Annotated in this window: 21 protein-coding genes; 11 read left to right on the top strand and 10 right to left on the bottom strand. The window is 64.2% G+C overall.

Annotated features, from left to right (window positions below):
• From ACS8YF_RS15725 to ACS8YF_RS15685, 9 genes are all read left to right on the top strand, one after another.
• Positions 1-317: hypothetical protein (locus tag ACS8YF_RS15725; protein WP_440851096.1), on the top strand; the 317-nt coding region annotated here is incomplete at its 5' end.
• 684 nt (positions 318-1,001) lie between these two features.
• A complete protein-coding gene (locus ACS8YF_RS15720; protein ID WP_440851095.1) occupies positions 1,002-2,189 on the top strand; it encodes an ABC transporter ATP-binding protein in 1,188 nt (395 codons plus the stop codon).
• A 71-nt stretch (positions 2,190-2,260) separates the two neighbouring features.
• Positions 2,261-3,838: an ABC transporter substrate-binding protein gene (locus ACS8YF_RS15715; RefSeq protein ID WP_440851094.1), complete on the top strand. Its 1,578-nt coding sequence runs from the start codon at positions 2,261-2,263 to the stop codon at positions 3,836-3,838.
• A 2-nt stretch (positions 3,839-3,840) separates the two neighbouring features.
• Positions 3,841-4,776, top strand: coding sequence for a carbohydrate ABC transporter permease (locus ACS8YF_RS15710; protein WP_440851093.1), 936 nt, complete (start codon positions 3,841-3,843; stop codon positions 4,774-4,776).
• A 3-nt stretch (positions 4,777-4,779) separates the two neighbouring features.
• A complete protein-coding gene (locus ACS8YF_RS15705; protein WP_440851092.1) occupies positions 4,780-5,625 on the top strand; it encodes a carbohydrate ABC transporter permease in 846 nt (281 codons plus the stop codon).
• Positions 5,626-5,892: 267 nt separating this feature from the next.
• Entirely contained in the window at positions 5,893-7,209 is a 1,317-nt protein-coding gene (locus tag ACS8YF_RS15700; RefSeq protein WP_440851091.1) for an NAD(P)H-dependent oxidoreductase, read from the top strand.
• Between the two features lie 17 nt (positions 7,210-7,226).
• Positions 7,227-8,231: a thiamine pyrophosphate-dependent dehydrogenase E1 component subunit alpha gene (locus ACS8YF_RS15695; protein ID WP_440851090.1), complete on the top strand. Its 1,005-nt coding sequence runs from the start codon at positions 7,227-7,229 to the stop codon at positions 8,229-8,231.
• The gene (locus ACS8YF_RS15690) at positions 8,224-9,225 is read left to right on the top strand and encodes an alpha-ketoacid dehydrogenase subunit beta (RefSeq protein ID WP_440851089.1); all 1,002 of its coding nucleotides are present in this window, start codon (positions 8,224-8,226) and stop codon (positions 9,223-9,225) included. The genes ACS8YF_RS15695 and ACS8YF_RS15690 overlap by 8 nt, the downstream gene beginning before the upstream one ends.
• Positions 9,225-10,484 carry a dihydrolipoamide acetyltransferase family protein gene (locus ACS8YF_RS15685; protein ID WP_440851088.1) on the top strand — a complete coding sequence of 420 codons (1,260 nt, stop codon included), beginning with the start codon at positions 9,225-9,227 and terminating at the stop codon, positions 10,482-10,484. The genes ACS8YF_RS15690 and ACS8YF_RS15685 overlap by 1 nt, the downstream gene beginning before the upstream one ends.
• Before the next feature lie 66 nt (positions 10,485-10,550).
• Here the strand turns inward: ACS8YF_RS15685 and ACS8YF_RS15680 are convergent, their stop codons facing one another.
• From ACS8YF_RS15680 to iscB, 4 genes are all read right to left on the bottom strand, one after another.
• Positions 10,551-11,528, bottom strand: coding sequence for a carbohydrate kinase family protein (locus ACS8YF_RS15680; RefSeq protein ID WP_440851087.1), 978 nt, complete (start codon positions 11,526-11,528; stop codon positions 10,551-10,553).
• A gap of 235 nt (positions 11,529-11,763) precedes the next feature.
• Positions 11,764-12,693: a sugar-binding transcriptional regulator gene (locus ACS8YF_RS15675; protein WP_440851086.1), complete on the bottom strand. Its 930-nt coding sequence runs from the start codon at positions 12,691-12,693 to the stop codon at positions 11,764-11,766.
• A gap of 135 nt (positions 12,694-12,828) precedes the next feature.
• Entirely contained in the window at positions 12,829-13,533 is a 705-nt protein-coding gene (gene rpe, locus ACS8YF_RS15670; protein WP_440851085.1) for a ribulose-phosphate 3-epimerase, read from the bottom strand.
• 55 nt (positions 13,534-13,588) lie between these two features.
• The gene (gene iscB / locus ACS8YF_RS15665) at positions 13,589-14,911 is read right to left on the bottom strand and encodes an RNA-guided endonuclease IscB (RefSeq protein WP_440851084.1); all 1,323 of its coding nucleotides are present in this window, start codon (positions 14,909-14,911) and stop codon (positions 13,589-13,591) included.
• 472 nt (positions 14,912-15,383) lie between these two features.
• Between iscB and ACS8YF_RS15660 the strand changes: the two genes are divergently transcribed.
• Together ACS8YF_RS15660 and ACS8YF_RS15655 are read left to right on the top strand one after the other, a co-directional pair.
• Positions 15,384-15,839, top strand: a complete 456-nt coding sequence (locus ACS8YF_RS15660) for a CopD family protein (RefSeq protein WP_440851083.1) — start codon at positions 15,384-15,386, stop codon at positions 15,837-15,839.
• A 66-nt stretch (positions 15,840-15,905) separates the two neighbouring features.
• The gene (locus ACS8YF_RS15655) at positions 15,906-16,790 is read left to right on the top strand and encodes a phosphoribosylaminoimidazolesuccinocarboxamide synthase (protein ID WP_440851082.1); all 885 of its coding nucleotides are present in this window, start codon (positions 15,906-15,908) and stop codon (positions 16,788-16,790) included.
• Positions 16,791-16,858: 68 nt separating this feature from the next.
• Here the strand turns inward: ACS8YF_RS15655 and ACS8YF_RS15650 are convergent, their stop codons facing one another.
• From ACS8YF_RS15650 to prpB, 6 genes are all read right to left on the bottom strand, one after another.
• Positions 16,859-17,545 (bottom strand): ABC-type transport auxiliary lipoprotein family protein, encoded by a 687-nt coding sequence (locus ACS8YF_RS15650; RefSeq protein WP_440851081.1) that lies wholly within the window; start codon positions 17,543-17,545, stop codon positions 16,859-16,861.
• A gap of 11 nt (positions 17,546-17,556) precedes the next feature.
• Entirely contained in the window at positions 17,557-18,468 is a 912-nt protein-coding gene (locus ACS8YF_RS15645) for an MlaD family protein (protein WP_440851080.1), read from the bottom strand.
• Between the two features lies 1 nt (position 18,469).
• Positions 18,470-19,264: an ABC transporter ATP-binding protein gene (locus tag ACS8YF_RS15640; RefSeq protein WP_440851079.1), complete on the bottom strand. Its 795-nt coding sequence runs from the start codon at positions 19,262-19,264 to the stop codon at positions 18,470-18,472.
• Positions 19,261-20,394 carry an ABC transporter permease gene (locus ACS8YF_RS15635; RefSeq protein ID WP_440851078.1) on the bottom strand — a complete coding sequence of 378 codons (1,134 nt, stop codon included), beginning with the start codon at positions 20,392-20,394 and terminating at the stop codon, positions 19,261-19,263. The genes ACS8YF_RS15640 and ACS8YF_RS15635 overlap by 4 nt, the downstream gene beginning before the upstream one ends.
• Before the next feature lie 180 nt (positions 20,395-20,574).
• Positions 20,575-21,219 (bottom strand): hypothetical protein, encoded by a 645-nt coding sequence (locus tag ACS8YF_RS15630; protein ID WP_440851077.1) that lies wholly within the window; start codon positions 21,217-21,219, stop codon positions 20,575-20,577.
• A gap of 13 nt (positions 21,220-21,232) precedes the next feature.
• Positions 21,233-22,105 (bottom strand): methylisocitrate lyase, encoded by an 873-nt coding sequence (prpB, locus tag ACS8YF_RS15625; RefSeq protein WP_440851076.1) that lies wholly within the window; start codon positions 22,103-22,105, stop codon positions 21,233-21,235.
• Positions 22,106-22,232: the final 127 nt, after the last annotated feature.

Raw genomic sequence — 22,232 nt, 5'->3', positions numbered from 1 at the left:
CATCAATCGATCGGATATTGACAAACAGGCGGCGCGACAACGCGCGCCGCAACGGGTGTGGGCATCAACCCCGCCAGAGCTGCACCCGCCATCGCCAGGCCGCGTCGAAAGCGCGGTTGACGGCTTGTTTCGATCGATTTGAAGTCATCTTCGCGGTCATCTCAGGTACCGACGCCATAGCCGTAGTTGTTTGCGAGGGCCTGTTGCCGTTTCGTGCGAGCGCCGCGTTGGAGACCGCAAATCGCGTCCGGCAAGGCGCGAGTCGCCGATCGTGGCGTGCCACGATCAAGGCTAGCAATGCCGCCGGGCGCCCATAGCCAATTTTTTTTGGGCGGCCCAACCCTTCGGGACAAGCGCCCAACGATTGACGACACGACGGCAATCCAGCGTTCTAGCACGCTTGCGCAGAATGATCTGCGCGGCGCGCACTACGCCTCGTCTTGCCGCAAAACAGCGCTTGGCGCGGACTCGAACGAAACGGCAACACGCCCTTGTGTCTTGCCGAAGCTGACTGAAATTTCCCGGCTTGCCAAATCCCGATGGCGGAACAGCGGCGTGCGAGGCCCAGGTAACGAATCATCCGCGTGTTGTGGGTATGCCGGGTTGGCCCTCAACGGAGGCCCGGTGTCGGGGAACCGCGCTCCGGCAATCCTTGCATCGACATGGATAATACTAAAGTCAGATGGAATATCAAATGAAAAAAGCGGCTCAATGGTTGGGCCCTAATCAATGTTTTGATCGCCCTGTAAACATCGGCAAAGCCGAGGTATAGCCTGGATCCGTACCGAGCCCTGGCCTGATGGGAGTGATTGAGATACAGAACACGGATGCAGGGGGCGCATGCCGTTACAGCCGGCCAAGCGCAGTCTGCAACCGGGAGACGGAAAAAGACTCTTGCGTTCGAGTGTGATCGACATCGGATCGATTGAATTCAAAAGCCGCCGAGCGGCTTGAGCGTAAGCCGCGCAGAGGCCGGATCGATAGCTGTTCGAGGTTCGTTCATGGCAGTGGTCAAGCTCGAAAATGTCTGCAAGTACTTCGGCAGCACGCCGGCCGTGCAGGACTTCAATCTCGAATCGTGCGAGGGGGAGTTCGTGGTATTGGTCGGCCCGTCCGGCTGCGGCAAGTCCACCACCCTGCGCATGATCGCCGGCCTCGAGGATATGGACAGCGGGACGCTGAGTTTCGACGGTCGCCCCATGCAGGACGTGCCGGTTCAGGATCGCGAAATCGCCATGGTTTTCCAGAGCTATGCGCTCTATCCCCATCGCAATGTATTCGACAACCTCGCATTCGCCCTCAAATTGCGGCGTTTTCCGAAGACGGAAATCGAGCGGCGAGTCCGGGCCGCCGCGCAGACGCTGGACATCGAACCCTTGTTGGCGCGCAAACCACGGGAGCTGTCCGGCGGACAGCGCCAGCGCGTTGCGCTGGGCCGGGCCATCGTGCGCGAGCCCGAGGTTTTCCTCATGGACGAGCCGTTGTCCAATCTGGATGCCAAGCTGCGGGTGAGCATGCGCGCGGAGATCGCCAAGCTGCATCGCCGCATCGGTGTCACCACTTTCTACGTCACCCACGACCAGGTCGAGGCCATGACCATGGGCGATCGTATCGTGGTCATGAACGGTGGTGTGATCCAGCAGATTGCCACGCCGCTGGCGCTCTACGACGAACCGGTCAACAGTTATGTCGCGGGCTTCATCGGCAACCCGCCCATGAACTTTCTGTCGGCCGAAGTTGGCGAAGACGCGACACGAATTCATGGCCCCGGATTCGATTTCCAGCTCGAGGCCTGTTTGCAGCAGCAACTCGTGTCGCTCGGCGGTCGCGATGTGACGATCGGATTCCGGCCGGAACACCTGAAACCGCAGCCGGTCGATGCACGGTCGGTGATGGGGACCATCCAAGGCACGATCGAGCTGGTGGAGCAGATGGGCTCGACCACAGATATTCGATTCGTGGTCGATGGGCACCCGCTGATCGCGGAATTGCCCCGCGATCAAACGCTCCGGGCCAAGCAACCCATCGAACTCGCTCTGCTGGCCGGGCGACTGCATGTGTTCGATCAAGCGACCGGCAAGCGCCTGAATGCCGCCGGATCACAAAACCAGGCCGACTCGATCCGCTCAATGCAGCCGAACGGCGAGTTGGCCTCTGTCGGATCCGCCGTGGGCGGCCGACCCGACTAACGCAAAGGCTGCTCACGTCCCCTCGGCGTTCAGGCCCGGCCTGACTCGAAGATCGAAACCAGGAGAAGGCGATGAAAAGCGAAAAAACAGCCGGCCTATGGACCCGGCGCCGTTTTGTACAGGGCGGCCTCGCGGGCATGGGCGCGCTGGCGGTCGCGCCGTTGGTCCTGCCCAAATACGCGTTTGCCGACGCGATGCCGGATCCGGACAAGGTGCTGGATTCCATCAAACCCGGCAATTACGTGCCGAAGAAGTACCTCGAGCAGTTCGGGCTGGGCCCCGATTCAGTGCTCTGGGATCCGAAGAAAGACTGGATTCGAACGGCCGACTGGGAGTCGATTCGTTCGAAGTTTTCCGGCCAGACCGTGCGCTTTGCTGTAGGCGCCGCCGACGCGGATTCGGTGCAGGCGACGTTGAAGCCGTTTCAGCAGCTGTCCGGCATCAAGGTCGAGGTCATCTCGATTCCGGACGCATCGTTCTATACCAAGGCGGTATCCGCCTTCGTTTCCGGTTCGGCCCGCTTCGATGCACTGGAGTATTTCTCGCCGTGGCTGGGCGATTTCAGCGCGCCGGGCTTTCTGCATGAACTCGGCGATTATGTCGATAAGTACAAACTGCCGTACCAGGATTTCGCCGATACCTACTGGCAGAACTACGCGCTGTATTCGGACAAGGGCATCTTCGGGATTCCCTACGATTGCGACTTCAAGATGTTCATGGTCCGGAACAAGCAATTCAAGCAATACGTGGGGCATTCGGCGTCGCCCAAGGATACGGTCAAGACCTGGGGCGACGTGGTGCATTTCGCCAAGACCCTCAACAAAGCCGAGGCCCATATGAATGGCATCGGCTACATGGGCGGCCGCGGGTTCTGGAGCACCTACACCTGGGAGCATATCGCGGCTCAGTACGGGCTCGATCTGCTGGATTCCGACTGGAAGCCGCAGATCGTCAGTGATGCCGGGGTCAAGGCGGTGGAAGTGCTCGTCGAGCTGAAAAAATACGCGCCGCAAGGGATCGAGAACTGGGGCTGGGCAGACGATCGCGCGGCCTGGCTCGGTGGCCAGTTGGCGATGAACATGGCATGGCAGGACCAGGCCAACCAGGCCACTCGCCCCGACCAGTCGCGGATCGTCGGCGATGAGCCGGTTGCGTTGTATGAGCCGCGCGGCACCGGGGCCGATGCCCGCTTCGCACCGCCGAATCTGGCCGGATCGACGGCTTCGATCGCGGCCAATGCACGCAATCCAGAAGCTGCGTTCGTGATGCTGGCGTTCTTCACCACGGCCTCGCTGCAGGCCATGAACGGCGCCTCCGCGAACGGCGTGTCGCCGGGATTCATGTCGGTGATCCACAATGAGAACTTCCAGAAGATCATGCCGCCGGCCAAGATCTGGGGCGATTCGCTGCCCTACGCCTGGGCCGAGCCGCGCATCCCGGGCATGTACCAGCTTGAAACCTCGTTGGGCCTTGAACTGAACAAGGCTATTGCCGGCGACGTCAAACCGAAAGAGGCGTTGCAGACAGCGTCCAAGCGCTGGGAAGAAATTCTGCGGCGCAAGGGGTTCTATGGCGGCAAGCCACCGGTCGACTACAGCGTGATACACGACCGGATGTGGCTGGGCCGCGGCAAGCAAGCGCCGGTCTAGGCATGTCGTCCGTGCCGGTATCCACGGCTGCAGTACAGCCAGCCCGCGCCGCTTCCCGGCGGCGCGGGCACGATCCGCGTTGGCTGCCTTATGCGCTGGTCGCCCCGGCGGTGGCGTATCTGCTGGGCATCACGCTCTATCCGTTCATCTACGCGCTGTACAAGAGTTTCTACCAATCGTCGTTCACCATGCCGGGCATGGATACGTTCGTAGGCCTCGGCAACTACGCGGATCTATTCCGAAACGGCGATTTCCTCGCCAGTGTCGTCAATACCGTCATTATTTCCGGCTCGTCGGTGATGGCCGAGTTCGTGCTCGCGCTGGGGCTCGCGGCGCTGGTCTATCGCGATCCGTGGGTCAAGGGCTGGCGGATGATATTTCTCGCCCCGATGCTGTTCATGCCCTCGGCCGTGTCGTTCATGTGGAAGCTGCTGTTCGTGCCCGGGGCCAGCGTGGTCAACGATTTGATCGGCAGCACGGGGGTATTGCCGGATGCATTGAACTGGGTCGGCAATCCCGCCCTGGCGCGGCTGTCGCTGGTGGTGGCCGACGTCTGGGAATGGACGCCGTTTCTGTTTCTCATCTTCGTCGGTGCGCTACAGGCCCAGAACAGCGATCTGGAAGAGGCGGCGAAAGTGGACGGGGCGCGCAGCTGGCAGGTGTTCTGGCAGATCAGCCTGCCGTTGCTGCGGCCGATCATAGCGATCGCGCTCGTGCTGCGCGGCATCGACGCCGTGACGATGTTCACCAAGGTGTATGTGATGACCCAGGGCGCGCCGGCTGGCGATACCGAAACCGTGAGTTATTTCATCTATCGGGTCGGCTTCAACCAGTTCGATGCCGGCACCGCGGCGGCCGCTTCCGTGCTGGTCCTGATGGTCACGATCGGCGCCGCGCAGTATGCCGTGAGCCGGTACTTCCGGCCGGCCATGGAGTAGACGATGGCTTCATCTCGTCGTATGGCACGGCATTCGAGCCGTATCGGCCGCTATCTGCTGCTGGCGTGCTGGGCGTTCTTCTGCCTGCTGCCGATCCTCTGGCTGGTCACGATCAGCCTGCGCGGGCGAACCGAGACCATGGTCAACCCGCCGATCTACTGGCCGCATTTCACGCTCGATGCCTGGCGGGACACCTTCGATAACTGGCCGATGTGGGCGTATCTGCGCAATACCTTCGTGGCCGCGATCGGCAGTGTATTGCTCGATCTGCTGCTGGCGATTCCGGCGGCCTACAGCCTCGCGCGTTTTCAGTACCGGGGCCGGGACCAGATCGGCTTCTATATCCTGAGTACGCGCATGATCGTGCCAGCCGCCGTGGCGCTGCCGATATACATTCTATTCAAGAACATACATCTCCTGGACAACCCTGTGGCGCTGATGCTGATCTATGCCGCGATCAATCTCTCGATCGTGACCTGGGTCATCCGCAGTTACATGATCGAAGTGCCGCGCGAAATCGAGGAAGCGGCGCGCGTCGACGGCGCCCATTCGATCGGCATCCTGCTGCGCATCACGCTGCCGCTGTCCATATCCGGCGTGGTCACCGCGTCCATCCTGGCGCTCATATTCGCCGTCAACGAGTTCCTGTTCACGCTGCTGATTTCGTATACGGAAAAAGCGCAGACGTTGTCGGTCGGGCTGGCCATGTTCACGGGCGGCTCGAAAGGGATCATCTACAACGATATTGCCGTCGTCGCGTTGGTCACGTTTGTGCCGATGTTCATTCTGACACTGCTCATTCAGCGGCATCTGTCACGCGGGCTGACCATGGGGGCATTGAAGAATTAGACATCGCGAAAGCCCCGCTTGCCGGCGGCGTCTCGTGTTTCCGGGGTTGGTTTCGAAAGCGGCCAACTTAGAAACACGGCGGATCGCTGAAAAGAAGTTGACAGCGGAAAAAGCGGCGATGATACTAATGATAATTAGGATATCAAAAGTATATATTCAGTTGGCGGAAAGCATCGTCGTTGTCGCGGATCGAAACCGAAGGGATCGCAGCGCCAAGGCGCGGCGGGGGTCATCGGGCCCCACCGGCGGGCCTGCAGGAGCACGTCAATGAATGACAACCATAGTCTTCTGGCCGATTTGAAGCGTCGGGAGCGTGACGGCAAACCCATTACCATCGGTCTGGTCGGCACCGGCGAAATGGGTACGGATATCGTCACCCAGGTGAGTCTGATGCCCGGCATCCGTATCGGCGCGATCGTCGAACTGGAGCTGGCCGCGGCACGCAAGGCGATCGCGGTCGCGGGATTGGCCGACGGCGTCGGGCGCGAAGCCGACGATACGGCCACGGTGCCGAAGATCATTGCCGCCGGTGGCATTGCGCTGACTTCGAATCATCTCGACGTATGCGATTGCGAGGCGATCGATGTGCTCATCGATGCCACGGGATCGCCTTCATTCGGGGCGCGCCTTGCCATCGACGCGTTCGATCATGGCAAGCATCTGGTCCTCATGAACGTGGAAACCGACGTCACCATCGGCCCGCTGTTGCAGCGCCGGGCCGATGAAGCCGGGGTGGTCTATACGCTCGGTGCCGGTGACGAACCCAGTGCCACGATGGAACTGGTGCGCTTCGTGCAGACCCTGGGCTATCCGATCGTTGCGGCGGGTAAGGGCAAGAACAACAAGTTCGATCGATACGCCGTGCCGCGGGATTACGAAGAAGAGGCGGCGCGCCGCAACATGAACCCGCGCATGCTCGTCGAGTTCGTCGACGGCTCCAAGACCATGATCGAGATGGCCGCGCTGGCCAATGCCACCGGACTCGTGCCCGACGTGCCCGGCATGCATGGCGTCGATGCCGGGCTGGCCGAGTTGCCCAGCCTGCTGTGTCCGCGCGAGGACGGCGGTCTGCTGTCGCAGCGCGGCGTGGTGGATTTCTCGGTTGGCCGGGGTGTGGCGCCCGGTGTGTTCGTGATCGTCGAAACACGGCATCCGCGGATCCGTGAACGCCTCGAGGATCTGCATGTGGGCCAGGGCTGGTATCACCTGTTCCATCGACCCTATCACCTGACCAGCCTCGAAGTGCCGCTGTCGGCGGCCGAAGCGGTGCTTTACCACAAGGCCGCCATGCAGCCGTTACCCCAGCGCCATGCCGAGGCCACCGCGGTGGCCAAGCGCGATCTGGCGCCGGGCGAAACGCTCGATGCGATCGGCGGTTATGCCTATTTCGGCACGATCCTCTCGGCCGCGGACGCCCGCGAGCACCGCGCCGTGCCACTGGGGCTGTGCGAGGGCGCCCGCGTGACGCAACCAATCAAGGCCGATGAATATCTGACCTACGCCAACTGCAGGCCCGATGCCGATCAGCCGATCGTGCGTCTCCGGCACGAGCAGGACGAACTGCTCGCCCCCATCGCGAACTGACGACAGGATTGTTGATCATGGCGACCCGGAAAAAAAACGCGTCCGCAAACACCGCGCCCACGCTGTCGGCGTTGCCGGCCGAGCGTCAACTGGCGCTGCTGGCGCAGATGCAGCTGATTCGTGCCTTCGATGAGAAAGTGGACAAGTTGTATGCCAAGGGAGCCATGCACGGCACGGCGCACTTCTGCGTGGGGCAGGAGGCTTGCGCGGTCGGCACGCTGGCTCACCGCCAGGAGGGCGACGTGATCACCGGCACGCATCGAGGCCACGGTCACGCGATTGCCTTTGGCCTGGATCCGTACCGCATGGCGGCGGAACTGCTGGGCAAGGCCACCGGCTACTGCGGCGGCAAGGGCGGCAGCATGCATATCGCCGACGTCCAGGCCGGCATGCTGGGGGCCAATGGCATCGTGGGCGGCAGCATGGGCATCGCCTGCGGGGCGGCGTTCGCCTTCAAACAGCGGGCCCAGGATCATGTCGCGGTCTGTTTTTTCGGCGACGGCGCGGTCCAGGAAGGCATTTTCAACGAAACACTGAATCTGGCCTCGGTGTGGCAACTGCCGGTGCTGTTCGTGTGCGAGAACAATCAGTACGCCATGTCGCTTTCGGCTGAAAAGGCCACCGCCGGCGGCAGTATCGCGAACCGTGCGGCCAGCTACGGCATGCCGGCCGAAGCCGTGGACGGCATGGACCTGGAAGCGGTGTACACGGCGGGCGCACGCTTGATGAACGGCTGTCGCGGCGCCGGGCCGGCCCTGATCGAGACCATCACCTATCGCTATCTCGGCCATTCCAAAAGCGATGCCAATCGCTATCGCACGCGCGAGGAAATCGCCGAGTGGCGCGCCAACGATCCCATCGAACGCTATATCCGAACGCTGACCGAGCGCGGTCTGCTGGACGACGAGCGCAGCCAGGCCTTGGCGGAGGCCGCCGCGGACCAGGTCGAGCAGGCGTTCGGCCGCGCCGAGCGCGATCCGGAACCCGAGCTGTCGAGCGCGCTGGAGGATGTCTATGCCTGAGGATGTCACCTTCCGCGAAGCGATGACGGCCGTGCTGCGGGAAACGCTGGCCACCAACGACGAAGCGTTTCTGCTCGGCGAGGATGTCGGCGTCTATGGCGGGGCCTTCGGCGTCAGCCGCGGCCTGGTCGAAGAGTTCGGCACCGAGCGCGTGCTCGACACGCCGTTGTCCGAAGCCGGCTTTACCGGTCTGGCGATCGGCGCGGCGGTCATGGGCATGCGGCCGATAGTCGAGATCCAGTTCTCGGATTTCATCACCCACTGCATGGACCAGTTGGTGAATCAGGCCGCCAAACTGCGTTACATGTTCGGCGGGGCGGCGTCGGTACCATTGGTCTTGCGTACGCCCGGCGGGGCGGGCACCGGCGCGGCGGCCCAGCACAGCCAATCGCTGGAAGCCTGGTTCGTGCACGTGCCCGGTCTGCGGGTAGTGATGCCGTCCACCCCGGCGGATGCGCAGGGGCTGTTCCGCGCCGCCATGGCCGATCCCAATCCGGTACTGTTCTATGAACACAAACTGCTCTACAACACCAAGGGCAGCCTGCCGGATCAGCCGGAAACCTATGAAATCGGTCGGGCACGCTGTACCCGCGAAGGCGGCGACGTAACCCTGGTCGCCGCGGGCCTGATGCACAACTACGCCCTCGAGGCGGCCGAAACGCTGGCCGGGCAGAACATCGATGCCGAGGTGATCAATCTGCTGAGCCTGGCGCCGATGGACAGCGATCGCGTATGCGAGTCGGTACGCAAGACCGGGCGTTTAGTGGTGGTCGAGGAAGATGTACGCACCGGCGGCTGGGGCGGCGAACTGGTGACGCGAGTCACCGAGGGCCCGGCGTTCTACGCCCTGGACCGGGCGCCCGCGCGCGTGGCCTGCGCGGATACGCCGATCCCCTACAACAAGCGTCTCGAAGCCTCGATCCGGCCATCGCCGGAGCGCATCGTCGAGGCCGTGACCCAGGTTCTGGCCAGCGACCCGGGACGGTACGTCTGATGGCCGTGCTGGTCGAAGTGCCGCATATCGGCATGGATCTGGCCGAGGTTACCGTGGTCGAATGGCTGGTGGCCGAGGGCGACCATGTCGCTAAGGGCGATCCGATCCTGACGATCGAAACCGATAAGACCAACCACGATCTGGAGGCCGAGGTTGCCGGCATCATCCGCCGCTTGCGCGGCAAAGCGGGCGATGTGATTGCCGTGGGCGAGCCGCTGGCCTGGATCGTGTCGGAAGACGAGCCGGCACCGGCGTTGCCGGATGTGGCGGCCGATAAGGCCGAGCCGCCCGTATCGGTCGAGGCGCCGGTGTCTGTAGATTCAGACTCGCGTGTCGAGCCGATGGGCGATTCGGACGCCGCCGACCGCGAGCCGGCGCCCGAGTCCGCAGCGGCGGGTGTTGGAGCTGGGCGTGGCCTTGCCTCGCCGGCTGCACGACGCGAGGCGGCCGCTCAGGGCCTGGATATCCGCGATGTGGCGGGCAGCGGCCCCGATGGTGTGGTCTACCAGGCGGATGTTCGTGCCGCCGCCGGCCGGCCCGGCGATATGCCGGTTCGCGAGCGTGCATCGGACGAGTCCGCTGCGGGCGAAATTGTGGCCCTGAGCCGCGTCCAGCAACTGACCGGCGAACGCACCCAGCGCAGTTTTCGCGATATCCCGCATTTCTATCTGGAGCGGGAACTGGAGATCGATGCGCTGCTCGACCTGCGCACCGAACTGGCGGCGCGGATCGAGCACAAGCCGAGCCTGGGTTGCCTGCTGTGTTTCGCCATTGCCCGCACGCTGACCGAGCACCCCCGGCTCAACGGTCGCCTGATCGGCACCGATCGACTCGAGCTCCGGCGCCAGGTTCATCTGGGTGTGGCGGTTGCCGGCAAGGACGGGCTGGTCGTTCCCGTGATTCGCGATGCCGGCCGGATAGCGTTCAAGACATTCGCTGAACGCTATCGCGGGCTAACCCGGCGGGCCGTGGCTCGTGAGTTGGCTGGCGACGAGATGACCGGCGGCACGTTCACCGTATCCAATCTCGGCATGTTCGGCATCGACCGTTTCAACGCCATTATCAACGCACCGCAGTCCGCGATCATCGCTATAGGCCGGCGTCGTACCGTGCCGGCGTGGGCGAATGGCGAATGGAAGCCGAAGACGGTGGTTTCGGCCACGCTGTCGGTCGATCATCGGGCCGCGGACGGTGTCGACGGCGCGCGCTTTCTGGCCGATCTGGCCGAGCGCAGCCGGCATTGGTCATTGCTGTTGTAAGCGTGGCCGGAAGCCCGCGCTGTCATCGGCAACGGCCCCTAACGCTCGGGTGACGGCTGGCGCGGGTTATGTCTCCAGCGCCGAGGCGGCGTTGCCATGCGGTTTCTGCAGCGGCCAGCTGTTCATGATCTTGAGCGTGTGCTCGTACGATCGGACGCCGGCCTGAGAGCCCAGGCCGGTGGCGTTGAGGGCCGACGTCGCCTGCGCAAAACGGACCGTGTCCTGGGCGTCGAGACCGTGGCAGAGGCCGGTGGCAAAACCGGCGTTAAATACATCGCCGCAACCACAGGTGCACACCACCTCGACTCCGAATGGCGGCTGATGGAAGCGCGTGCCGTCGGCATGGTGATAATAGGCGCCTTCCGCGCCCATCGTCAGCGTTACGCAGCCGATGCCGCGATCCAGGAAAAACGCAGCGATCTCTTTGTGCTGTTGCTTGCCGGACAGGGCGGCCGCTTCCTCGATCGATGGCAGAAAATAATCCGTGTAGGGCATCAGCCCCTCGATCAAATCCAGATCCTCGGGCCGGCTCGCAAATACGTCCAGCAGGGTGATGCAGCCGCGACGTTTGGCTTCCTTGAGCAGGGCGACATTCGGCGCACCGTCCATGCGATCCATGAGGCCGACCCCGCCGAGCAGCAGCACCCGGCAATCCAGGACCTGGTCGCGCATGGCCGCGGTGACTTCGAAATGGGCGGTGGCCCCTTTCATGTGCAGCGCCGGGCGCTCGCCGTTGGGGCGCGTGGTGACGATCGAAGAGGAGGTGCCGACGCCGGGGCAGCGCTGCATGGTGGCGGTATCGACGCCGAAATGTGCCAGTCGCTGAAGTACCCAGTCGCCCATCAGATCGTTGCCGACCCCACCCACGGCCAGCGTCTTCAAGCCGTAGCGGCTGGCTGCGATGACCGCGCTCCCGGCCGCGCCCGATACGGCCAGGGTGATCTCGTCGATAAAGTAGGTGCCGCCGCCGGGCGGCAACGCCGATACCGGCCGACCCAGGCAATCGAAGGTGATAAACCCCATCGAGGTCAGGTCATATCGCATGATGACGTTACTCCTCAGTCGACACCTCAGGCCTGGATGCGTCGCTTGCACCCGAGCGAAACAATGCCCGGGTTATTCTTTTGTTATTTTGTTTATCAATAGTAAATGAAGTTTCTTCGGGCGTGTCAATACGACGATAATTCCGGCGCGGGTACGTGCAGCGAAAACCATGTGGCATCGCTCGGGCGCGCAACGCGGCCGATGGGCGCCGGCGAAGATTGCGATTCGATGCCTTTCAAGCCTTGCACAGCAGTTCGGCGGTCTCCTCATCGGTGACCAATACGTTCGCATATTGCGCCCGCAGCACCGCGCTGATGATTTCGGTCTTGGCTTGGCCTCCCGAAGCCAGCACCACGCGTTCGATATTGCGCAGATCGGCGGGGTGGGCGGCCACCACGCGCGAATTCAGGTCACAATCGACAACGTTGCCATCGGCATCGAGATAGTGCCCGAGCAGATCACCCACCGCGCGATGGGCCTTCAGATCGGCCAGATCGTCTTCGCTGACCAATTCCAGACGATGCAGCGTGGCTTGCGTATCCATCTGACCGACGCTGCAGAGCGCAATATCGGCGGACCGTACGCGTGAGAACACTTCCTGCAGCACGAGCTGATTCACGAACAGATCGCGCGTCTTGGCGTCATCGGTATAAACCGGCGCCGCCATGTAATAACAATGGGCGGACAGCATATCCGCCAGGCGTGTCGCGGTCTCGTAGGCGCTGATTTCGGCGTAGCGCGTGAGTCCGCCCAACATCGAGGCAATCGATGAATTACGAAGGTTTTGACGCTCAACGCCCTTGAGGCTGTGCCATAACGTCTCGCCCCAGCCAATCGCGATCTGCAGGTCGTGATTGAGCTGATCGCTCAGATAGAAACCCGCTTGCAGACCGATCGTGCGGGCGAGATTTTCGGGGTGGGCAGGCGCGGGCGTGACCACCGCGTCCAGGAGGCCGAATTTGGAGATCAGCTGCCCGGCAAGCCGTGTGCAGCTGCTGATATCCGAGTCCAGCCGGATCTGGATCAGGCCCTCGGCCCGGCAGGTCGCCAGAATCTGGTTAACCAGCGGCCGGCTCAACCCGACCCGCTTGGCCACTTCGTTCTGGGTCAACCCTTCGATGTAGTAGAACCAGGCGACGCGGATGCGTTGATCTTCACGGCTCATTGCGCCAGACCGGCGTCGACCGATCGAAGTGCGGGCGCGGCCTTTGTTGTCTTTCAAAGTGTGTGTCCTCGTCTCGCGGCTTGCAGGCAAACGGCCTCTGCGTCCAGATCGAAAGCCAGGCGGTTGCCTCGCTTACTATCCTTGGCCGATCGCCTGCTTCATCTGGCCGATGACGCGAGCGTAATCGTCCTGACCGAAGATGGCCGAGCCGGCGACGAAGGTATCGGCGCCGGCCTCGGCGATTTCGCCGATATTGTCGATCTTCACGCCGCCATCGACCTCGATGCGGATCTCGCGATCGGTGCCGGCGACCACCGTGTCGATGATATCGCGCGCCTCGGCGATCTTGCCCAGCGATTCGCGGATGAACGATTGGCCGCCGAAACCGGGATTCACCGACATGATCTGGATGATGTCGATCTTGTCGAGCACGTATTTCAGCCATTCCAGTGAGGTGGCCGGGTTGAACACCAGCCCGGTCTTGCAGCCGAGATCGCGCGCGAGTGCGAGGCTGCGATCGACGTGGCGCGTGGCCTCGGGGTGGAAAGTGATCGAGGCCGCCCCGGCGTCGGCGAAACCGCGGATCAGGTCGTCCACCGGTTCGCACATCAGATGCACGTCGATCGGCACATCCGGATGCGAGCGCGCCAGGCGCCTGGCCAGCGCCGCACACACCGGCGGGCCGAAGGTGAGATTCGGCACGTAGTGGTTGTCCATCACGTCGAAGTGGATCCAGTCGGCGCCGGCGGCGATGACGGCTTCGCATTCGTCGCCGAGTGCGGCCATGTCGGCGGACAGGATCGAGGGCGCGATCAGGGGGGAGAAAGGGGATCGAGTCATCGGTATTGCGCGGGAAACCCCGGCATTCATGCCGGGGCGGGATAGCACGCCGCCGTTAGGCGGCCACCCGGCCCGCATCCTCCTGCGTTTTGCGAAATGAATAGCCATACCCGTCGCCGCGCTGGATCAGCGTGCAGTGGCGATGGGACAGGCCCTGTACAACGCCATCGGGCGTTTGGATATTGAAACGGCCCGTGGCTCGGACGGCCACGCGGCCCCGGTGGGTGCCCGCTTTCTTGCCGTGGGGCACCACCGCCTTAACCCGGTCGCCGGTCTGAAAACCGTGGATCTGTTTCCGGCGGGTCAGATAACCGCGCGGGAACCCATGACGATTCAGGCGGGTTCGCTGGTAGCTGCCGCGACCCGCGGCGGTGATGCACAGCACCGGCTGTTGCCAGCCCCGGACGCGGGTGACGGTGCCCACGCACAGCGCATCGAGGCAATGGGCCTTGGGGATGCCCAGCCGGGCCCGGTTGTACTTGGTGCGCCCGCCGCTGGCGACTTCGACATCAAAGCCGAGAGCGATCAGGCGGCTCCGCAGTGCCCAGCGCGTGGCATTGACGGCCGCGGCATCCGCCAGGGGCGCCTTGGCCTGGGACAGTATCCGATCCGCACGGTCCGGATCGGCGGCCAGAAAGTCCTGAATGGGGCAATTGCCCTTGGCGTGGTTGCACGGCCCACAGGCGATGGTCAGATTCGAGACCCGATCGCTGCCGCCGCGGCTTTTGGGCTGGATGTGCTCGACTTGCAGCGGCACGCCGGCGGTATCGCAGTAGGCGCACTGGCGTCCCCACTTCTCCAGCAGGTATTCGCGGACTTCATAGCCGAACAGTTCGCCCTGCTGGTATGCCACGCCGGCCACCTCGGGGTTGTGGAGCTGGTGAGTATCGAAACGCACCAGCTCCTGGCTTAATGCCCTGACCGGCAGCCACCGGGTCAGCCGGTCCACCCAGGCCACCGTCGTATCGACGCGGTGCTGAAGGGAGGGCGGCAGCCACCCGTCCCGGCGCCGGCGATTGTTGAATCGTGCGGGCCGGTACCGCCGATTTGAGCGCCGGCGCCGCCGCTGTGCCCGCCGTTTCGTCAGGTTGTTTCGGATCGTCCGACCGCGGTGCGTTATCTCGGCCAGGAACAGGGGCTGGTCGGGTTTGTTCGCCGGTTCGCGAACGACCGCCACGCCCGTGGTCTTCGAGCCCGGGTCGAGCTTGACCCGCACGTCCTGGAACGCCGAGCCCTCGGCCGTGCGGTCCTTGAGCCGGATCACGAACGGCACGGTGCGGTAGACCACCGCCCGGCCGCGATCCAGCAGCAAACGCGCCCGTTTCTCTGAGCACGGCATGAGCGGCTGCTTTCGTTTGTCCAATACCATGACTGCCATAACAGTCTCCTTGTAAAAGTGCCCTTACGGGCCTTGTCACGCGGCGATGCCAAGCCGGACATCACCGTCTCCCCTCGACCGCTTATCCCGGGGTTGCTTGGATACTCGCACTGGCTTCGACCCCATCGGCCTGTTTAACGCGTACCCCGCAGTGCGTGGGACTGAGGAAGCATCCCACGGTGCCTATATACCGACCGAAGTCGGCTTCCCGGGTAAGGTTTTGTGTTGTTTAACGCATGGCTTGTGCTCCAACACAGGTCTGGTCAACTCCGGAGCATCAAGCTCCGCCCTTCAGGGCGGGGTAGTTGACGACAATAGGCCCGCTTGATAACCGTGGATTGCACCTGCTGGCTTCGGTACGCTCTGTCATGGCGGCTCGCGCGTCAAGACCGCGGCGCCGTCCTCTCCCCCCGCGCTCCGTAGGGTGCCGCCCATGGCGGGCGCCCGGGCGCATGCCGAACAAGGAATCCGAATGGCCTATCTCATCGCGCTGCATTCGCTGGCCGCCACCATCTGGGTGGGCGGGTTGTTCTTTCTGGTCGGTGTGCTGCGGCCGGCGGCCTCGTCGGTGCCGCTGGGCGAGCGGTTGCCATTGTTGTCGATCGCGCTTGGCCGTTTTTTTCTGTGGGTCTGGATCGCGATCTTCACGCTGTTGGTCACCGGCTATGCGATGACGGGGCTGCTCGGCGGCATCGCCGTGGTGCCACCTTATATCAACGTGATGCAGGCGCTGGCCTGGGTCATGATCGCGCTGTATGCGCATATGTTCTTCGCGCCCTGGAAGCGGGTACGGGCGGCACTGGCGGCCGGTGCGCTGGCCGATGCCGGCCGGGCCATGAATCAGTTGCGCCTGCTTGCCACCGCGAGCCTGTGGCTCGGGCTGCTGATCATCGCGATCGCCACCGGCGGCAGCTACGGGTTGCTGTAGCGGGCGCCTCGGGCGCGCGACGCGGCTGTTAAACTACGCGTCCGTGCAGCCCAGCCATCGATCGTCATGCCCGAAACGCTTTTTGAATCCGAACTGCACAGCCTGCCGCTGCTCATGCGCGGCAAGGTGCGCGATGTCTACGCCGTCGGTGTCGATTATCTGTTGATCGTAGCCACCGACCGGTTGTCGGCCTTCGATGTGGTGTTGCCCGATCCGATTCCGGGCAAGGGCGCGGTGCTCACCGAGCTGACCCATTTCTGGTTCGATCGCTTCGCCGGGACGGTGGCCGACCAGCGTGTCGACATGCCGCTCGAGCGGGTTCTCGACGACGCCGAAATCGCCCAGGTCGCCGGCCGGGCGATGCTGGTGCGGCGGCTCGACGCGCTGCCGATCGAAGCGGTCGTGCGCGGTTACGTGATCGGCTCGGGCTGGAAGGATTACCAGGCCACCGGCGCGATCTCCGGCATCGCGCTGCCCGAGGGCCTGGCTCAGGCCGAGAAACTGGCCGAGCCCATCTTCACCCCGGCGACCAAGGCCGAGGCCGGCGATCATGACGAAACCATCTCCTTCGAGCGTACCGCCGAGATCATCGGCCCCGAGCGCGCGGCCGAGATCCGTGATGTCGCGGTCGGGCTGTATCGTTCGGCGGCCGACTATGCCGCCGAGCGCGGCATCATCATTGCCGACACCAAGTTCGAGTTCGGTGTCGATCAGACTGATCAGCTCGTTTTGATCGACGAAGTGCTCACCCCCGATTCCTCGCGCTTCTGGCCGGCCGACCAATATGCCACCGGCATGAGCCCGCCCAGTTTCGACAAGCAGTACGTGCGTGACTATCTGGAAACGCTGGACTGGGACAAGACGGCGCCCGCCCCGCGCCTGCCGGCCGATGTGATTGCCAACACGGCGGCCAAGTACGCCGAAGCGCGCGACCGGCTGATCGGCGGCTGAGCTCCGGCATGACGCTGCGCCGGATGCATCGCGATGATGCACTCGGCGCGTGGCGTGGCTTGGCCGGGTCAGTCTTGGCCCGGTGCCGGACAGGCGTTGCCGCAGTGGGCCAGCGTATGCGCGAGCCACTGGCGAATATCGCGATCCAGCTGTGTATCGGCTTGCGTCAACGCGGCGACGCCGCCGACGGCGTTCGCATTCGACGCCGGTGCGGTGGTCTGGAAGCGCTTCTGCGCGATCACTGCGCCGTTGTCGGCACGCAGCAGCGTGGCGGTGGCGCCGATCCGGCCCTGGCTGGCCGTGCGCGACGAGAAGTGCTGCGAGAAATCCGACAGTTCGACCTGAAGCGCGAGATTGGCCTGGCCCGAAGCGTTGGCGAGCACGGCGGCGAACAGCCCGGACGCCGATAGCGCATCCCCCAGATTGTCACCCACCAGCCGGGCCGGTGTGTCGGCCCACTCGGAACGGGTATAGGCGGCAAGCTGGGCGTTGTTGGCGTAGTCCAGCCGGTACAGCATGCGTTTGGAATTCAGCCAGTCCGGTGCGCTGACCGGGCGCAGGTCCAGCGTATACCCGGTCGATGGCGTGCTGGCGCTCGTCGGTTCCGACGAGCCCGCGTCCAGGGTATAGCTCGTCGGATAGTGGTCGCCGCCACTGAGTACGCTGCAGCCGGTCAGGCCGAGTGCGGCGCCGGCGCCCGCCAGCGCAAGTGCGAGTACGGCCAGACGTTGTGACAAGCGAGTGTGTGACGTCATGTCGGATCCCTTCATTGACCGCCCGGGGCGTTGAAACCGGGCTCACCGGGGCCCGGACGGCGGGCCGGCGGACCGGTGAGTACGCTCTGGGGCTTGGACGACAGTTCGGCGCCGAGTTTCTGGATCTGGCGCGCCGTGTCCTGCATCTGGCGTGTGAGCGCATCGACGTGCGGCAGCACCTGATTGTTCAGGTTACGCATCACGTCCTGGCTCGACTGGCCGACGTTCCGGGCCGACTGAGCGGCCTTGCCCGCTTTCTGGATCGCCGGGATCGCCTTGTGGGTCAGTTGGTCGACGCTGTCGACCGTATGCCGCAGTTGCTCGGTCAGTTGCGGCAACTGGGCCAGCGTCGGCTGCAGGCTCTTTTCGGCTTCGGTGAGCTGGTGTGTCGCCTGATTGAGCTGCGCCAGGGTCTGGCTGATGTGTTTCGCGTTCTTGCCGCCGGTCAGGCTCTGGACCTGGTCGAGGATTTGGGTGACCTTTTTCAGATCGGCCTGGCCCCGGCTCTTGAGCCGGCCGAGCAGCCCCTTGTGCAATGGCAGATGGGGCGGGTTGCCGGACACTGCCGGCGCCGACGGATCCGGTGTGCTCAATGTGAGCGTGGACATCCCGGTAATGCCCTGCGTGGCCAGTTTGGCGTAGCTGGACTGCGTCAGCGGCACCGAATCGCGCACCTTGAACACGATGCGGACCTTGTTGGCGTCGTGTGGATCGAAACCCACGCTTTCGATATGCCCGACCTTGAGCCCTTTGAACTTGACCGGCGATTGGGCGCTGACGCCGCCCACCGACTGGGTGGTCTCGATCACGATCGTGCGGTGTGCGTTGCCACCGGTGGACAGCCAGAAGAAAAAGCCCACCGCGCCGCCCCCGAAAACCAGGATGAAAATCACGGCGGCGACGATATGCGAACGGTATTCCATCTCAGCTCTCGGCTGCCCCGACGGCAGTGTCGTCGGCAAAAAAACGTTCGATGAACGGATGCGAAACGCGACGCACCTCGTCCAGCGTTCCCACGGTCAGGATACGGCCCTGGTCCAGAATCGCCACCCGGTCGGCTACGGAGGCCAGCGTCGATCGGTCGTGGGTGACGATCAGTCCGGACAGGCCCATATCCTTGTGCAGATGTTTGTAGAGTTGATGGAAATCGGTCGCCGAGGCCGGGTCCAGGCCTGCGGTCGGCTCATCGAGAAACAACAGCTCGGGGTCGAGCGCGAGCGCCCGGGCCAGGGCCGCACGCTTGATCATGCCGCCGGAGAGGGCGTCGGGCATCTGGTTGCCGACGTCGGGATCGAGACCGACGGCCGCCAGCTTGAGGCTGACCAGGTCGTTGATCATGGACTCGGGCATGTGCAGTCCGTCGCGGCGCAGCTCCCGCATCGGGAACGCGATATTGGCGAACACCGGCAACGAGCTGAACAGCGCCCCCTGCTGGAACAGCACGCCCCAGTGGCGGGAAAGCTGGCGCATGCGGGACTGATCCAGGCGCCGCAGGGGTACGCCCAGCACGTCGACCCGGCCTTCGTCGGGCTCGTTGAGGCCGATCAGATGCCGCAGCGTCAGCGACTTGCCGCTGCCGCTGCCGCCGATCACGGCCAGCGTCTCGCCCTGTTCCACGCGCAGATCCAGCCCGCGCAGAATCCAGCGCTGGCCGATCTTCGCCCCCAGGCCGGCCACCTCGACCGCGGGCCGTGACTGTGCCTGCCGATCGGCCGTCATATCAGGCCCAGCTTGGCGAGAATGGCGCCGCTCAGGGCGTCGATGATCAAGATCAGCGCCAGGCCGACCACCACCGAGCGCGTGGTCTGGGCGCTCAGGCTGTCGGTATTGGCACGGGCGGTAAGTCCGAAATAGCTGCCCACCAACGCGATGATCAGACCGAACAAGGCGCCTTTGCCCAGTCCCAGCCAGAAGTTGTATATCTGCACCGACTCCGGCAGACGGGCGATGAACAATGCGAACGGCACGCCCAGATCGAACTGCGCCGTGGTGGCACCGCCCATGATCTCGGCGCCGTCGGTCCAGACCACCAGCAACGGCATGGTGATCATCATGGCGATCACGCGCGAGGTGACCAGACGCAGCCGCGGGGAGCCGCCGAATGTCTTGAGCGCGTCGAGTTCCTCGGTCAGGTGCATGCCGGCGATACCGGCGGTGATCGACGAACCGGCGCGGCCGGCCTGGATAAGGGCGGCGATCACCGGGCCGAGCTCGCGCAGCACGGCCAGGCCCATCAGTCCGATGATGCGCTGGTTGGCGCCGAAGCTCGACAGCGTGACGCCGATCTGCAGGCTCATCACCACGCCGATCACATAGCCGGTGACCCCCAGCAGCACGACGGACGAAACCCCGGAGCGGTAGATCGCGGCGCTAATCTCGCGCGCCGGGATCAGGCGCCAGCGCACGGAAATGGTGGCGATATCGGCCATTACGCCGATCAGCAGGGCGATCATGCCGCCCACATGCCGCCCGACGGCGATCAGATCGCCGCCGAGACGATCGAGCAGATCGAGCAGGGACAGACGACTTTCGCGCGGCGGCACCTCGGGTGCGCCGGCCAGCCGCTCGAAGCGCTGCCGGTGCGGATCGCGGCATTTGAGTTCGGCCGGCTCGCGCTTGCCCCAGGCCTGCCAGAGCAGCCAGGCGCCGGCGCTGTCCAGCGCGCTGATCTCGCTCAAATCCCAGGTCATATCCCGGGGCGAATCCAGGGCATCGAGCTCATCGGCCACCCGCCGCCGGTGGTCGCTGGCGGTGAACAGCCGCCAGGACCCGGTCAGGCGCACGCAGCGGCGTTCCGCGTCGTCCTCGACTTGCAGGCTCGGCGTTGATTCGCCGTTGGGCGGCGCCATGCCGCTCATCGCGCGGGGCAGGCCGTACGCGGGTCCGGCGGAACGGCGAACACAATGGGGGCCAGGGGCATGGTGAGGACAGTGGCGACTCGAAACATGGCGACAAAACTAGCGCAGAGTGGGCACGGCTCGCATCCGTATTGCGCCGGGGCTCGCTTCATCGCACGCCGCATTTGCCGATCAGGAACCGCTGGACGCCGCTGGCTGGTCGCCCAGCGCCGAATCCAGAATATTGATCACGGCGTTGTAGTTGGTGCTTTGATGATGCAGCGCCTCGAACACGGCATAGCCGTACGGTTTGATGTGGTGCGGCCCGCCGCGCTGGTGCAGGTCGGCGCCGTGGTCGAGCATGAAATGAACCATCTTGGGATCGTTGCGTTTGATGGCGAACAGCAACGGCGTGAGATGTTTCGAATCGGCCCGCGGATCGACCGCATTCACCTTGCCGCCATGCTTGAGATAGGCCTTGGCGCAACCATAGGCATCGGCCAGCGCGCCCTCGTGCTGAAAGATCTGGACCAGGCCGCCGGCCTGCGTGATGGCGTGGATATCGGCCTTGTCGTGGCCGCTGGCGCAGTAGCGCTCGGCGGGCGATTCGGCCGGCTTTTGCGTCGCGGCCGCGGCTTTTGCGTTCGGTGCCGGCTTGTTCGCCGCGCTGTTGCCTGACGCATTCGCGGCCGGCGCGGAGGTCGATGCCGCCGGGGCCTGGCCGGTCGAGGGCTGGTTTGGCGCCGGAGCGTGCCGCAGCGCGCCGGTGCGGTAAATGGCCGCACCGATGATCGCGATCGCGATGACGACGATCGCCGCGATACCGCCTCTTTTCACCAGGATCTCCTTGTTACCGGGAATCGTGCGGTTGACCGAACAGCGCGTCGAGCTTGTCCTCGAAAGCGTGGTAGCCGAGATGTTCGTAGAGCTCGTCACGGGTCTGCATGCTGTGCAGCGCCGGCTTCTGCGTGCCGTGTTCGCGAATCGTGCGATATACATCGAGGGCGGCATTGGCCATCGCGCGCGAGGCCGAGAGCGGGTACAGAACCATCGCCACGCCCTGAGCCGCCAGTTGGTCGGTGGTGTAGAGCTCGGTGGCACCGAATTCGGTGATATTGGCCAGCACCGGCACGCCCAGCTCGGTGAAGCGGGCATACATCGCCAGATCCGTCATCGCCTCGGCGAAGATATAGTCGGCGCCGGCCTCCACGCAGGCCGCGGCGCGTTCCACCGCGGCATCCAGGCCTTCCACGGCGAGCGCATCGGTACGCGCCATGATCTTCATCTGGTCGCGGGCGTCCACCGCGGCCTTGATGCGATCGACCATTTCGCCCTGCGAGACGATTTCCTTGCCCGGCCGGTGGCCGCAGCGCTTGGCCGCGACCTGGTCCTCGATATGCACGGCCGCCGCCCCGGCACCTTCCATGAGCCTGATCGAGCGCGCGATGTTGAACGCGCTGCCCCAGCCGGTATCGACATCCACCAGCAGCGGCGTGTCGGTCGCATAGGTGATCCGCCGCACATCCTCGAGCACGTCGTTCATCGTGGTCATGCCGAGATCCGGCAGGCCGTACGACCAGTTGGCCACGCCGCCCCCGGACAGATAGATTGCGTTGAAGCCGGAATGCGCGGCGAGCATCGCCGCGTAGGCATTGATCGCGCCCACGATCTGCAGCGGCTGTTCCTTGTCGAGGGCGGCGGCAAAGCGTTGCGGTGCGTTCATGGCGACGATGTCAGTGTGGGATGTCGCCGGTCAGCTTAACGCAGGGGTCGTGTGTTGTGGCCGGGTGAGGCGCATTTCGTTGTCATTTACAGATGGGGGCGCGGTGCGAGACGGCGGCGCGCACCGC

The organism is Salinisphaera sp. SWV1 (assembly GCF_052044155.1).
GTDB lineage: Bacteria > Pseudomonadota > Gammaproteobacteria > Nevskiales > Salinisphaeraceae > Salinisphaera.
Note: the sequence above shows the minus strand (reverse complement) of the source record. Positions and strands in the feature narration are given on the sequence as shown.